Raw genomic sequence first — 16,008 nt, 5'->3', positions numbered from 1 at the left:
TAATAGATTTTTTTATGAGTATGATATGATACAAAGTATGACTGGCTATGCCAGAACAGAACTAAAAGGAAATTGGGGAAAAGCTTCATGGGAAATTAGAACTGTAAATCAGCGTTATTTAGAAATTAACGTTCGTATGTCTGAAGAATTTCGAGAATTGGATTTTTTTGTACGTCAATATATCAGGAATAATATTGATAGAGGTAAAATAGAATGCAGTTTAAGATTTGAAGCAAATCAAAAAAAAGAAGCAAAAATTATTTTAAATAAAAAATTAATTAATGGAATTTTACGTGCAACACAATGGATTAAATTAGACATGAGAACATGTTATATTAACTTTATTGATTTGTTAAAATGGCCAGGAGTTATTGAAATTGAAAAGGAAAATTTAGATGGTATTAAAACAGATATTATTACATTACTAAAATCAACTGTAAAAAAATTAATTTTAGTTAGAAAAAATGAAGGAATGTTTTTAAAAAAAATTATAGAAAGTCGATTAGATTTAATAAAAATTGAAATTAATAAAATAAAAAAAATCTTACCAGAAATTTTAAACTTATATAAAGAAAAATTATTTCTAAAATGTAAAGAATTACAAATTACTATTGATAAAATTAGATTAGAACAAGAAATGCTTTTATTAATTCAAAAAATAGATATTAATGAAGAACTCGATAGAATTCATATACATATTTTGGAAACTAAATCAGTAATTAATAAAATAAAATATAAACCTGTAGGTAGAAGATTAGATTTTATTATGCAAGAACTAAATAGAGAAACAAATACAATAGCATCAAAATCTATTAATTCTTATATTACAACGGCCACTATTGAGATTAAAGTTTTAATTGAACAAATGCGAGAACAAATTCAAAATATAGAATAATTTAATTTTAAAAAATATTTTTTATTGTTAAATAAACAATAATATTTAAAAATAATAAAATCAAATTTTTATATCTATATACATATCTTATTATAACATTATTAAATAATTTTAAATAGTATATTACTTTCATAAACTTAATCCTAAGATTGTAAAATTTAAATTATTATTTAAATAAAAAATATTCATTTTTGTCATTTAAAAACATAAAAAATAAATTATTGTTTAAAAAATAAAAATTATATATAGTCAATAATATATCATTGCTTTGATAAGCAATTATATACTTATTTTTTTTAATAGAAGAAATATTCATTTTAAGAAAATATTAATAATATTTTAATATTAATAAATATAAATTAAATTTATTTTTTAATACAGTGATAACTTTAAATTTTAAAGGTAAATCTTTATTATTTTATCGTTATATTATTTATTTTTTATAAAAATATAATTTATTAATAAAAAAATTTAATTATTTTTATTGCTAAAATATTTTTCTTTAAAATATATATGTTTATTGTAATATTACTAAAAAGTTATAAATAATTTACTTATAAATAATAATTTATTTTAACGAAAATCTAAAATATAAGTTATTTTTTAATTTATTAATAATAAAATATTTTAATTGTATTGTATTAGTACAGTTATAACTTATAATAATATAATTTTATATATAAAAAAATAGCGCAGTCAGCGCTATTTTTTTATATATAAAATTATATTTATTTTATTTCATTTCTTAATGCTTTAGCTGCTTTTATCATATTTGTTAAAGATAATTCAGTCTCTTCCCAAGTTCTTGTTTTTAATCCACAATCTGGATTCACCCAAACACGTTGTATTGGAATATAATCAATAACTTTTCTTAATAAAGATTTTATTCCATCAACAGTAGGTATTATTGGAGAATGTATATCATAAACACCTGGTCCTATAGAATTTGGATATTCAAATTTTTTAAAAAATTCTAACAACTCCATATCTGACCTAGATGTTTCAATAGTAATAACATCTGCATCTAATGCAACTATAGAATCCATAATATCATTAAATTCACAATAACACATATGTGTATGAATTTGAGTTTCATCATTAACAACTGAAGAACTTAACCGAAATGCATCTATTGCCCATTTCAAATAAACAGCCCACTCACTTTTACGTAAAGGTAAACCCTCTCTTAAAGCTGGCTCATCTATTTGTATAATTCTAACTCCAGAATCTTCTAAATCTTTAACTTCATCACGTAAAGCTAATGCTATTTGTTTGGCTATAATTTCCTGAGAAATATCTTCTCTAGCAAATGACCAAGATAAAATAGTTACTGGACCAGTTAACATACCTTTAACAGGTTTACTCGTTAAAGACTGTGCATATTTAATCCACTCAATAGTCATCGATTTAGAACGACTTATATCACCAATAATAATCGGCGGTTTAACACATCGAGATCCATAACTTTGAACCCATCCATTATCTGTAGAAATAAATCCATTTAAATTTTCACTAAAATACTCTACCATATCATTTCTTTCAAATTCTCCATGAACTAATACATCTAATCCTAAATCATCCTGTCGATAAATAGCATCTTTAATATACTTAAATATTTCTTCTTTATATTTTTCTAAAGTAAAATAATTTTTTTTAAATTCAAAACGTAACTTTCTTACAACATCTGTTTGTGGAAAAGAACCAACTGTTGTAGTAGGTAATATAGGAAAATTAAATTTTTGTCTCTGTTTTATTTCACGAATATTATACTTACTAATTCTTTTCATATGATCAATAGTAATTGATTTTTCTCTTTTCTGTACTAAAATATCGTGTACCTTATTAGATAAACTTCTATTTTCAATCAATTCACTCCATTGTCGTAAACCATTGGTATCATTAGAAACAATGGATTGCTTTAATAATGACAATTCCTGACATTTTTGTATAGCAAAAGAAAACCAATTTTTTATCTCTAAATCAATAGTATTTTCTTGGCTGACATCGATAGGAGAATGTAACAAAGAACAAGAAGACCCAATCCATAGTTTTTGTCTTGTATTAAAAAAAGAAGTAATCACATGAAACCAATACATTAAATTACTACGCCATACATTACGTCCATTAATAACACCTAAAGATAATATCCAATTTTTAGGTATAATAGTATTTACATTAAAAAAATCATATTTTCCATATATTAAATCAATATGTAATCCATGTATTGGAAGTTTCTTAATAATATCCATATTATGCATAATTGAATCAAAATAACTAGTTAATAATATATTTACTCCACAATTTAACTGTTCATAGACTGTATTAAAAACATTTCTCCAATCATCAGGTAATTCTAACGTTAAAATTGGCTCATCTATTTGTACCCATTCAATTTTTCTTAATTTAATTTCAGATAAAATATATTGATATATAGGAATTATTTTTGGTAACAAATCTAAACGATTAAATAATTCACCTTTAATTTTACCTAACCATAAATATGTTATTGGACCCAAAATCACTGGCTTAATATTATGTCCTAATTTTAACGCTTCATCAACTTCATCTAATAATTGCGACCAACCATAAAAAAAATCGCAGAATTTACTAAATTCAGGTACTATATAATGATAGTTAGTATTAAACCACTTTGTCATATCAGATGCCATAGCAGCTTGTCCAGTAGAGGATATTCCTCTAGCAATACGAAATAAAGTATCTAAATTAATAGATTGATCTTCATTCTTATGTCTTTCAGGAACATTACCTAACATCATACTTGTACTTAAAACATGATCATACCAAGCAAAATCACCTACGGGTAATAAATCAATACCAGCTTCTTTTTGTTGTTTCCAATGTCTCTTTCTTAACTTCCTACCAACATCTAATAAATCACTCTGTGAAATTTTACCAGACCAATAATCTTCTTGAGATCTTTTTAATTCTCGATTTAATCCAATCCTAGGAAAACCAAGTATATGATTTACAATAGTCATTAAATTACCTTAATTACTTTCAAAATTAAACAACACATTTCGTACTTACTATAATTTATCAACATATTAAATATGTATTTTATTATACCATGAAATATAATTTTGAATTATAAAAATCATATATTATATAAATTTATATATAACAATAAATTTTCTAAAGTTAAATAAAATATTTCATATACTATAAAAAATAATAATATTCCATCGAATTAATTTATAATACAAAAAAAAATGAATTACTTTGATCATTAACTAACTAACATATTTAAAACCATATCTGTACTATTTTATATCACTTTATAATTTAATAATTTATTGTTCTCTTAAAATATTAATTATTTTTATATCATTAAAAAAAATATACAAAAAATAAAAATTTTTATTTAAATAAAAATTTTATAAAATGATTAATAATTAAAATTATTGTATTTAATTAATATAAACTAATATTTTATTATTTATATAAAAAATAAAAATATAATAAATATTCATATAATTACATATAATTAATAATTGATAATTAAAGTTTATTTGCGTTAATATATTTACATTATTTATAATATAATTAAATAATTTAACATCAAATAAATACTAATATAATAAATAAACATTAATTGCATTTTATAAAAATAATATTATTCTATTAATAAAATAATTATCAAAAAAAATATTTCAGATAAAAAGATAAATTGTAATTATACAAAAAAAAGTAACTATAAAAATACCTATTAAAATTAATATATATAATTTAACTTAATATAATATTATCGAATTAATTAATATAATTTATTAACTATTATTCAAATAAAATTACTAATTATACTCTTATTTTATTTATACAGATAATTATATTCAATAATACATAAAATATTAAATATATAACCATACTACGTGTATTACTATAACAACATATTATATTTAATTATTAAAAAATATTCATTTTAAATATATATAGAAAAATATTTGTTTTAAATTATTTTACACTAATAAAATTTTAATATTAAAAAAATATTATTTATTATAGTTATAAATAATTTTAAAAATATAAAAATAATTTGTTTAAATATCAAGACTATCAATAATGTTTAATTAAAACAATTAACTAAATTCATAAATTAAATAAAAAATATTCTTTTACATAATAAGATATATATCAAAAAAATATTTTTTATTATCTAATAATATTTAATAACTTAAAGGACAAAAAATACTAATAGACTCAAGAAAAAATAAAATAATTTTATACTAAATACATTGTAAAAATAGAATAATAATATATATAACTAAACAAAAATCAATAAATATATCAATTTTAAATAATTCAAATTAATTACTCAATCTTCAATTGCTAACCTTAACTTTTTCATTGCATTTTTTTCTAACTGACGAACACGTTCTGCTGAAATACCATATCCATTAGCTATTTCTTGTAAAGTAATTTTATTATTCTCATTTAACCAACGAGCTCTAATGATATACTGACTCCGCTCATCTAAAATATGTAATGCATCAGTTAACTTATTGGTAGCATGTGTTTCCCAATTATCTTCTTCTACAGAATGAGCAAAATTTGAAGAATGATCTCTTAAATGAGACATAACAGTAGTTATTTTTCTCTCATTATATTCATCGTTAGGAAATAAATTAAATGAAATATCCTGGACAGACATACGACATTCCATTTCTCTAACCTCTTCACTACGAACTCCTAAATCTTTAGCGACCATTTCTAATTCATCATCATTAAACCATCCTAAACGACGTTTATTTTTTCTTAAATTAAAAAATAATTTTCTTTGTGATTTAGTTGTAGCAACTTTTACAATACGCCAGTTACGCAAAACATATTCATGTATTTCTGATTTTATCCAATAAACAGCAAAAGAAACTAACCTAACACCTACTTCAGGATTAAAACGACGAATAGCTTTCATTAATCCAATATTACCTTCTTGAATTAAATCAGCTTGAGGTAACCCATACCCGGAATAACTCCTAGCAATATGTATAACAAAACGCAAATGAGATAAAATTAAAGTTTTAGCAGCATCTAAATCACTGTTATAATAAAGACGTTCTGCTAATATTTTTTCTTCTTCAGCTGATAATATCGACCAAGAATTCACAGCTCGAATATAAGCATCTAAATTACCTAAAGAAGTAAGAGACAAAATTTGTGTTTTATTAATCATTTTAATCCCTAAACTACAATTATTAATACATCATATAATTATATTAAGTTTATTTATGATACGTTATTTATTTTAATAAATCAAAGGCTATATTTTTTCTTATCTAAACTTTCTATAAAATTATATAAATAAAACGTCTTATAACTAATTTATATCTAAAATTATTTTATTAAAATATAGAATTAATAAAATCATTATTATCAAATGTTCTTAAATCATTTATCTTTTCACCCGTACTAATATATCTAATTGGAATAGAAAATTTATGTACTATAGAAAAAATAATACCTCCTTTTGCTGTACCATCTAATTTTGTTACAATTATACCAGTAAGATGTAATAACTTATGAAATAACTCTGTTTGTATTAATGTATTTTGTCCATTACAAGAATCAACTACTAAAAAAATCTCATGTGGTGCTAAAACATCTATTTTCTTAATAACTTTCTTAATTTTCTTTAATTCGTTCATTAAATTAATATTATTATGTAATCTTCCTGCTGTATCAACTATTAAAATATCAATATTTTTTGCTTTAGCTGATTTCATTGCATCAAAAACTACTGCTGCTGAATCAGCATTCACATGTTGTGCGATTACAGAAACATGTATTTTAGATCCCCATAATTTCAATTGTTCAATAGCTGCCGCTCTAAAAGTATCTCCTGCAACTAACATTACTTTTTTTCCTAAATTTTTATATTTTACAGCTAATTTAGCAATGTTTGTTGTTTTTCCCACACCATTAACACCCACTACTAATATTACAAAAGGATATGTTCCGGCAGAAATATTAGTTGATTTTTCCTTAATTGCAACTGATAATATCAATAACATTTGACGCTTTAATTCATTATAAACTTCTTGAGTCGTTTTAAATTTTTTATGTAATACTTCCGATTTTAAATGTTTAATAATTACAGTAGTTGTTTCCAATCCAACATCAGCAAGCAATAACATTTCTTCAATTGTATCAAATAATTTAGAATCAATATAACTTGTTAAAAAAATACTCTTTATTCCTATAGAAAAATTATCTCTAGTTTTTTTTAAAGCTTCTCTTAATTTTAAAACAAATCTATTTTTAGATACAATAGTATTTTTATGTAATTTTATTTCAGAAATCAGCGTATTTTTTACTTCTCTATGTATTATTTTTTGTACATTACTATTATTATCTATTGATAAATCTTTACAATCATTTTTCGAATTTTTTGTTATATCTTTAACAATACTAGTGTCTATTGCATTAGAAATAATTTTATCAAATTTATGATTATTATTTTTTTTTATAATTTCATTAGAAATATTATTGACTGAAATTATTTTTTTTGGATTGTCTTCTAAAATTTTCTTATTTTTATTTTTTATCCTAGAAAACCAACTAAAAAAAATATTTTTCTTCATGTTAACCTTCCTATATATATAAAATTAAATTACCTATATTCACTATTAGTTATGTATACTATAAAAAATAATAAACTCATTGATTTATAAAAAATTATGAAAAAAAATAACAATATTTACATTATTGCAGGGAAATTAAAACGAAGAAAAATACCAATATTATATCAAAAAAAATTAAAACCAACTACAAATCAAATTAGAGAAACATTATTTAATTGGCTTAATAAAAAAATCATAAATGCTTACTGTCTCGATTGTTTTTCTGGTAGTGGAGCATTATCTATTGAATCAATATCTCGTGGAGCAAAAAAAGTTACATTGCTAGAAATTAATAAAAAAATAATAAACAACATCAAAAAAACAATAAAAAAATTTAATATAATAGAAATTAAAACAATTCATACTAACACTATATCATGGTTAAAAAAAAAAAAAACAAATTATGATATTATCTTCCTTGATCCTCCTTTTTATAGTAATATATTAGAAAAAATTATTTTTCTACTAGAAAATAACATGTGGTTAAAAAATAATTCATGGATTTATATAGAATGCAGTAAATATCAAAATAATATAAAAACACCAAAAAGTTGGTTTTTATATAAAAATAAAACAACTGGATTAGTAAATTACTCAATTTATATTAAAAAAACAAATTATTTTATAGAACTTAATAAAAATAATAAGTATACATTATAAACAATATATATATAATATTAAAAAAAAATATTTTCATTATACAACTTAACTTGAAATTATAGACAAACAAAGTAATTGTATAAATTACAATAGCACAAATCAATAATTTCACTTATATAAACTCATAATACTGTAAATAAGATTTACACCTATGTCTACAAAAATATTAGTACCTACAACAATTACTTTAAAAAATTTTAAAAAAGATCCTATAACTGCTTTAAATTCAGCTAAAGAAGGTGCGCTAGCCGTATTTAAAAATAATATTCCCATTATGTATGCTGTTACTCCTACTTTACTAAATAAATTATTTTCTATAAACCATCTATTTCAAGAAAAAAAACAAGAACAAATAAAACATAATATAAAAGAAAATAAATTTCTAGAAAAAATTCCTATAGGTAAATTTATTATGTATAAAGAATGGAAACCTGACGTTGATTTCTTAAAACAAGCTGCTATCTGGGGGATAATTCTCCATGAACCAATTACACATGCTGAACTAGCACTTTTTATATCTTACTGGCAAGCGGAAGGAAGATTTTTTTATCATATACAATGGCAACAAAAGTTAGCCAGAAGTATACAACAAAGCAGAACTTTAAATTTAAAATATAAAAAAAGAGATATTAATGATCTACCTCAACCAGATATAAATATTCCAGAAGGATTTAGAGGACAATAATGAAAAATTACTCTATTTTTTTTAAACGTCTGCAACGAATTATGCCTAATCATATTAAACCTAAATTTAATAATGATGAAGATTTACTAGCTTGGAATCAAGAAGAAGGAATTTTATCTTCCCAAGCAATATTAAGACAAAACCGAGCAATGAAAATGCAAAAAATTCTTGGTCGATCTGGTATTCGAGAATTATATATGAATTGTTCATTTGATAATTACCATATTCAACATGAAGGTCACCAAAAAGTAGTATCAGCTGCAAGAAAATATGCTGAAGAATTTAACGAAAATATTGCTAGTTTTATATTTTCCGGTCGTCCTGGAACAGGAAAAAATCATTTGGCTTCAGCAATAGGTAATCATCTTATTTTAAATGGAAAAAATGTATTAATCGTTACAGTTGCGGATCTAATGTCAAACATGAAAAATACTTTTAATGGAACTAACAATATAACAGAAGAAAATCTGTTACATAATTTAAGTAACGTTGATTTACTAATGATAGATGAAATCGGTATGCAAACTGAATCCCGTTACGAAAAAGTCATTATTAACCAAATTGTTGATAGAAGATCATCTTCTAAACGATCAACAGGAATGTTATCTAATCTTGATCATTTAGGAATGAAGTCATTATTAGGAGAAAGAGTTATAGATAGAATGAGATTAGGTAATAGTTTATGGCTAACATTTGAATGGAATAGTTATAGAAAATATATTAAAGGTAATGAATATTAAATAATATAAAAAATTATATAAAATTTTTCTTTTGAATATATTAAAATAATATCATATTATTGAATTCGTGAAATATATTCACCAGATCTGATATCTATTTTAACAACATTATTTACTTTAATAAATAATGGAACTTTAACAATAACTCCTGTAGATAAAGTAGCTAATTGATAACTTTTATGAATTCTATCGCCTGTAACCAATACATTCAATGATACTACTTTTAATGATATAAAATTATTAAAACATACTGAAATAGGATTATTATTCCATAAAGTTACAACATAATGAGTTTGTTCAAGTAACCATTTCACGTTACTTCCTAAAATTTTTCTATCTACTGCTATATATTCAAAACACTTTTCATTCATAAAAATATATTGTCTGTTATCTTTATATAAATATAACAAATTAACATCTATTATATTTGCTTCTTCTAATAAGTCAGTAGATCGAAAAGTTTTATCAATTAATTTGTTAGTTAATAGATTTCGTAATGTTACTCTAGAAAATGCCTGTCCTTTACCAGGCTTAACAAATTCATTTGACAATACTAAAAAAGGTTCCCCTTTGAAAGTTACTTTTAAACCCGATTTCAAATTATTAATTGAATTAATTATCATATTAACTTAGTTTTCTAGAACAAAATAATAATAATAATAAATATTTCCCTCCTAATACATTATTAGTAGTGTATAGGAGAGAAATTAAATTCTTATAAAAACTCTACTTACTACTACATCATACCACCCATACCACCACCCATACCACCAGCAGGTGATGAACTACTAATATCAGATTTTTCTTCTTTTGGTAAATCTGTTACCATACATTCTGTTGTAATCATTAAACCAGCTACAGAAGAAGCATATTGTAATGCAGACCGTGTTACTTTAGTAGGATCTAATATTCCAAAATCTATCATATCCCCATATTCATCAGTAGCAGCATTATATCCATAATTTCCTCGTCCATCTTTTACATTATTAGTTACTACAGATGGTTCTTCACCTGAATTAGAAACTATTTGACGTAAAGGAGTTTCCATTGCACGAAGAGCTACTCGTATACCCACATTTTGATCTTCGTTTTGACCTAACATATTCGAAATTTTTTGTGCAACACGAACTAAAGCAACACCACCACCTGGTACAACACCTTCTTCAACAGCAGCTCGTGTAGCATGTAAAGCATCTTCAACACGTGCTTTTTTCTCTTTCATCTCTACTTCTGTAGCTGCACCTACTTTTAATACCGCTACCCCACCTGACAATTTAGCTAATCTTTCGTTTAATTTTTCTTTATCATAATCAGAAGTAGTTTCTTGAATTTCCTGACGTATTTGAGAAATTCTATTTTGAATAGAATATTTTTCACCCATACCGCCAATAATAGTAGTCGTATCTTTATTAATAACAACTCTTTTAGCTTGTCCTAAATCTTCTAAAGTAGACTTTTCTAATTCCATTGCTAATTCTTCAGAAATTACTGTTCCACCAGTTAATATTGCTATATCTTGTAACATTGCTTTACGTCTATCACCAAACCCTGGCGCTTTAACAGCTGCTACTTTTACAATACCTCTCATGGAATTAACCACTAAAGTAGCTAATGCTTCACCTTCTAAATCTTCTGAAATAATTAATAATGGTTTACTAGATTTAGCTACGGATTCAAGTAAAGGTAATAATTCACGAATATTAGAAATTTTTTTGTCAGCCATTAAAACATAAGGATTTTCTAACTCTATTACACCTGTTTCAGACTTATTAATAAAATATGGAGATAAATACCCTCTATCAAATTGCATTCCTTTTACAACTTCTAATTCATTTTCTAAACCTGTACCTTCTTCTACAGTAATTACACCATCATTTCCTACTTTTTCCATTGCATCAGAAATCAAAGCCCCAACTTTTTCATCTGCATTAGCAGAAATTGTGCCTACTTGTGTAATAGCTTTAGAATCAGAACATGGAACAGATAATTTCTTTAATTCATCAACTGCACAAATTACTGCTTTATCAATACCTCTTTTTAAATCCATAGGATTCATGCCAGCAGCTACTGCTTTCAATCCTTCATTAACAATAGCTTGTGCTAATAAAGTTGCAGTTGTAGTACCATCTCCAGCTACATCATTTGCTTTTGATGCAACTTCTTTTACCATTTGAGCACCCATGTTTTCAAATTTATCTTCTAATTCAATTTCACGAGCAACTGATACACCGTCTTTAGTAATACTTGGAGCTCCAAAAGATTTATCTAATACTACATTACGACCTTTTGGCCCCAAAGTAACTTTCACTGCATCTGCTAATACATTAACTCCGCGAAGCATTTTAATACGTGCTTCATTACCAAATTTTACATCTTTAGCTGCCATTTTTATATTTCCTTAAATAAATTTCATTAAATTATAGTGTAAAAAACCTAAAATCTAATCTTCAATAACTGCTAAAATATCACTTTCAGTCAAAATTAAAAATTCTTCATTATCTATTTTTTCAACTTTTGCGCCATACCCTTCGTTAAAAATAATTGTATCACCAATCTTCACATCTAATTTTTTTAATTCACCATTATCTAATACTCTTCCGTTACCAACTGCTGTTACTACTCCTCTGGTAGATTTTCCTGCTGCAGAACCTGTAAGTACAATACCTCCAGCAGATCTAGCTTCTACTTCTTTACGTTTAATAATAACTCTATCGTGTAATGGTCTAATTTTCATATAAACTTTCCTATTAAAATTACTATAATCAATATGATTAAATATCACATATTATAATATATATCCTTAAATTAATATATATGGATTTATGTAAAAACTTTCAAGGGGTATATAATTTATTTTTAAAAAATAATATATAAATTTACAAAAAACAAAAAAATATAAAATAAAAAAAATAAATCAAATGTAACATACAATATTATCTATTATCACTATACTCAATTAAAAATAAATTTATACAATAAAATCATTGACATTACTTTTCATTTAATGATTTAATAAAAAAATGCCCGAATAGCTCAGTCGGTAGAGCAGGGGACTGAAAATCCCCGTGTCGGCGGTTCAATTCCGCCTTCGGGCAAATTTAAAAAAATCACTTATGTATAAAAAAAAATTATTATAACTTACTTTCCAATACAAAATTCAGAAAAAATATTATTTAATATATCTTCTGTAGTCACACAACCCAATACGCTTCCTAAATAATTTTGAGCACATCTTAAATCTTCAGCTAATACACAAACATCATTTGTGTTAGACCAATTATTTAAACTAATTAAAATTTGATTTAAAGTCTTATTTAATAAATCTAAATGACGTCTTCTAGCTAATAAAACACTTTCAGTATTTTCATACATACCTATATCTTTTTTCTGTAAATATCGATATAAGATATTTATTCCATCCCCAGTATATGCAGAAAGTGAAATAAATGTTAATCCACTTATTATTTTAATACTTGCTGATTCTAAAGTAAGATCTATTTTATTTAAAATAATAACAACTTTTGATTTATTTTTAATAGAACTTAAAAAGTTATTATATATTTTTGATAATTCAAATTGATTACAAGTATTGTCTACCACAAATAATATATGTTCTGCTAATTCGATTTCTTGATAAGCCCTTTGAATTCCAATATTTTCTATTTTATCACTTGTTTCACGTAAACCTGCAGTATCAACTAAATCAAATCGCATTCCATTAATGTTTACAGATTCTCTTAATAAATCTCTTGTAGTTCCGTGAATGTCAGTAACAATAGCTGCATCAATACCAGTTAAAAAATTAAATAAAGTTGATTTTCCTGCATTAGTTGGTCCTGCAATAACAACTTTAGTTCCTTCTCTAAAAATATAACCTTTATTTGCTGAATCTAAAACTTTATTTATATCAGATATAATATTTTTTAATGTTATAGGAATTAGTTGAAATAAATCAATTTTTATGTTTTCTTCCGGAAAATTAATAGAAACTTCTAATTTTATTCGAATATTTTTAATACTATCCATTAATTTCTTAATACGTAAAGAAAATAATCCCTGTAATGATTCTAAAGATAATTTTACTGTATATTGTGATGTAGCGTTTATTAAATCAATAACAGATTCCGCTTGAATTAAATCTAATTTTCCATTCAAAAAAGCACGTTCAGAAAATTCACCTGGTTTAGCTATCCGTATATCCTTAATAGAAATAATACTTTTAACTAAAACATCTAAAATAATTGGATTACCGTGTCCTTGTAATTCTAATACATCCTCTCCAGTATAAGAATTTGGTCCTGGAAACCATAATGCAATACCTTTATCAATAATGTTTTTTTTACTATCCAAAAAAGATGCATAATGAATATATCTAGGTATTGGTACCTTCCCTAATATTTCTTTAGCTACATTTGAAGATTTCACACCAGATACTCTAACAATACCCACAGCACCTCTTCCTTGAGGAGTAATTTGTGCAACAATCGTATCTTTTAATTGATCATTCATAAATTTTCTATAAAACCTTTCTACATCATGTAATACATTTAAATAATATTATTTATACAAAAAAATTTTATATAAAAATTTTATAGATTATGTTCAATCTACTTTTTTCAATTTAGAACAAATAATTTTTTGTTGGAAAATAGTTACAATATTACTCACAATATAATACAAAACTAATCCAGAAGGAAACCACAGAAAAAACAAAGAAAACAAAATAGGAATAAAATTAACAATATTTCGTTGAACCGGATCAGATATCGTGCTAGGAGACATCCTTTGAATATAAAACATAGTTATACCCGTAATTATAGGTAAAACATAAAAAGGATCTTGAGCAGATAAATCTGTTATCCATAAAACGAAAGGAGCATGACGTAATTCTATAGAACCTATCAACATATAATATAATGCTAAAAAAATTGGCATTTGAATAAGTAAGGAAAAAAAACCACTAAAAGGATTAATATGTTCTCTTTTATATAACGACATAATTTCTTGACTTAACTTTGTTTTATTATCTGCAAATTTTACTTTTAAATCATTAATTTGAGGTTGTAAAGATCGTATTTTAACCATAGAAATATATTGAGATTTTGTAAATGGATACATAATTATTCGCATTACTAAAGTAATTAAAATAATTGCCACTCCCCAATTATGTAAAATATTATTAAAATATCTTAATAATTTAAATAACGGCTGAGAAAGAAACCATAAAAATCCATAATCTACAGTTAAATCAAGATTAGGTGCTAGTACAGACATACTTTCTTGTATTGCTGGACCAATCCATAACTTAGATGATATTTTATATTTTTTTTCAGGCATTACACGAAATGAATGAGATTTATACCCAATAGCAGCAACACCATTTCCTAAATTAGATGTATATATTATATTATCTCCTTCAGAACAAGGAATCCAAGCTGTAACAAAATATTGTTGTAACATTGCTACCCAACCATTTTTTGTTTTAGTATAAACGTTTTTATGATTTAATATATCATTAAATTTGTACTTCTCATATTTACTGTATTCTGTTGAACATGCTGCTCCTCTAAAATTTTGTATTAAAAAATTATTATTATGCACATCTCTATTTTTAGGCAACTTAACAGTTTGCTTCAATTGTCCAAACATAGATAAATTTAATATTTTATTAGATTTATTTTGTATTAAATATTCGACTTTGACAACATATGAACCAGGTGTTAGTATGAAAGTTTTTTTATAAATTACTCCATATTGATCGATCCATAACATTGGTACACGTAATTCATTTTGACCATTTTTTAATTGAAAATAAGATTTAGCACTAGTAAACCACGGTTTTATTTCATATCTGGAGTTATCTGAACTATTTATTCCAGTAATACCACTTTGTGCTTGATAAGAAAAATCAGATGAAGTCTGCAACAATCGAAAAGGTTTTATAGAATTTAATTTATCTTTATAAGTTAATAAATATGCTTCTTCTATATCTCCCCCATGTTTATTAATCTTTAATAACATGGTGTCGGTTTTAATAAAAATTTTTTTATTATTTTGTGTATTAATACTTAATTTACTAAACTGATTTTGTTTAAAATGCAATTGAGTGACATTTTCAGCACATGCTAATTGAAAAATCTGACATAATAAAAAAGAAATAATTAAAAAAAAAAATAAAAAATTACGCCATAAATACATTATTTATATTCTCTTCTGTATTTCATTATTCTAATACAATACTGTTTTATAAAAATAAAAAAAACAACATTGCAATATCCTCGTTTTATTAAAAAAATAATTTTTTATTTACAATAAAATATCTTAATATAATAAAAATATTTTTTAAAAATTTAAATAATAAACTTTAAAATAATTTAAAAAAGATTATTT

The 16,008-nt window shown here is 23.9% G+C and carries 12 protein-coding genes and 1 tRNA gene; 5 read left to right on the top strand and 8 right to left on the bottom strand.

Annotation, left to right across the window (positions count from 1 at the left end):
• The first annotated feature begins 37 nt into the window (after positions 1 to 37).
• Positions 38 to 895, top strand: coding sequence for a YicC/YloC family endoribonuclease (locus tag RJX12_RS00135; protein WP_343192195.1), 858 nt, complete (start codon positions 38 to 40; stop codon positions 893 to 895).
• 728 nt (positions 896 to 1,623) lie between these two features.
• On the opposite strand, the gene metE is transcribed toward RJX12_RS00135, so the two are convergent.
• From metE to ftsY, 3 genes are all read right to left on the bottom strand, one after another.
• Positions 1,624 to 3,894 (bottom strand): 5-methyltetrahydropteroyltriglutamate--homocysteine S-methyltransferase, encoded by a 2,271-nt coding sequence (gene metE, locus RJX12_RS00130; RefSeq protein WP_343192194.1) that lies wholly within the window; start codon positions 3,892 to 3,894, stop codon positions 1,624 to 1,626.
• Between the two features lie 1,334 nt (positions 3,895 to 5,228).
• On the bottom strand, positions 5,229 to 6,086 hold the full coding sequence (gene rpoH / locus RJX12_RS00125; protein WP_343192193.1) for an RNA polymerase sigma factor RpoH: 858 nt from the start codon (positions 6,084 to 6,086) through the stop codon (positions 5,229 to 5,231).
• 169 nt (positions 6,087 to 6,255) lie between these two features.
• The gene (gene ftsY / locus RJX12_RS00120; RefSeq protein WP_343192192.1) at positions 6,256 to 7,494 is read right to left on the bottom strand and encodes a signal recognition particle-docking protein FtsY; all 1,239 of its coding nucleotides are present in this window, start codon (positions 7,492 to 7,494) and stop codon (positions 6,256 to 6,258) included.
• A gap of 96 nt (positions 7,495 to 7,590) precedes the next feature.
• On the opposite strand from ftsY, the gene rsmD reads away from it, so the two are divergent.
• The 3 genes from rsmD to dnaC all read left to right on the top strand — a co-directional run bounded on the left by rsmD (position 7,591) and on the right by dnaC (position 9,618).
• The gene (rsmD, locus tag RJX12_RS00115) at positions 7,591 to 8,193 is read left to right on the top strand and encodes a 16S rRNA (guanine(966)-N(2))-methyltransferase RsmD (RefSeq protein ID WP_343192191.1); all 603 of its coding nucleotides are present in this window, start codon (positions 7,591 to 7,593) and stop codon (positions 8,191 to 8,193) included.
• A gap of 151 nt (positions 8,194 to 8,344) precedes the next feature.
• Positions 8,345 to 8,878 (top strand): primosomal protein DnaT, encoded by a 534-nt coding sequence (dnaT, locus tag RJX12_RS00110; RefSeq protein ID WP_343192190.1) that lies wholly within the window; start codon positions 8,345 to 8,347, stop codon positions 8,876 to 8,878.
• Positions 8,878 to 9,618, top strand: coding sequence for a DNA replication protein DnaC (dnaC, locus tag RJX12_RS00105; RefSeq protein ID WP_343192189.1), 741 nt, complete (start codon positions 8,878 to 8,880; stop codon positions 9,616 to 9,618). Before dnaT ends, dnaC begins: the two co-directional genes overlap by 1 nt.
• A gap of 56 nt (positions 9,619 to 9,674) precedes the next feature.
• Here dnaC and efp read toward each other — a convergent pair whose 3' ends face one another.
• From efp to RJX12_RS00090, 3 genes are all read right to left on the bottom strand, one after another.
• Entirely contained in the window at positions 9,675 to 10,241 is a 567-nt protein-coding gene (gene efp, locus RJX12_RS00100) for an elongation factor P (protein ID WP_343192188.1), read from the bottom strand.
• Between the two features lie 113 nt (positions 10,242 to 10,354).
• Positions 10,355 to 12,004, bottom strand: a complete 1,650-nt coding sequence (groL, locus tag RJX12_RS00095) for a chaperonin GroEL (RefSeq protein ID WP_343192187.1) — start codon at positions 12,002 to 12,004, stop codon at positions 10,355 to 10,357.
• A 54-nt stretch (positions 12,005 to 12,058) separates the two neighbouring features.
• Positions 12,059 to 12,352 (bottom strand): co-chaperone GroES, encoded by a 294-nt coding sequence (locus RJX12_RS00090; protein ID WP_343192186.1) that lies wholly within the window; start codon positions 12,350 to 12,352, stop codon positions 12,059 to 12,061.
• Positions 12,353 to 12,640: 288 nt separating this feature from the next.
• Here RJX12_RS00090 and RJX12_RS00085 point away from each other — a divergent pair.
• Positions 12,641 to 12,713 (top strand) — tRNA-Phe (locus RJX12_RS00085).
• A gap of 43 nt (positions 12,714 to 12,756) precedes the next feature.
• On the opposite strand, the gene mnmE is transcribed toward RJX12_RS00085, so the two are convergent.
• Entirely contained in the window at positions 12,757 to 14,127 is a 1,371-nt protein-coding gene (gene mnmE, locus RJX12_RS00080) for a tRNA uridine-5-carboxymethylaminomethyl(34) synthesis GTPase MnmE (RefSeq protein ID WP_343192185.1), read from the bottom strand.
• A 93-nt stretch (positions 14,128 to 14,220) separates the two neighbouring features.
• Entirely contained in the window at positions 14,221 to 15,816 is a 1,596-nt protein-coding gene (gene yidC, locus RJX12_RS00075) for a membrane protein insertase YidC (RefSeq protein WP_343192184.1), read from the bottom strand.
• Positions 15,817 to 16,008 lie beyond the last annotated feature (192 nt).

Source organism: Buchnera aphidicola (Formosaphis micheliae), from assembly GCF_039403185.1.
Classification (GTDB): domain Bacteria; phylum Pseudomonadota; class Gammaproteobacteria; order Enterobacterales; family Enterobacteriaceae; genus Buchnera_C; species Buchnera_C aphidicola_B.
Note: the sequence above shows the minus strand (reverse complement) of the source record. Positions and strands in the feature narration are given on the sequence as shown.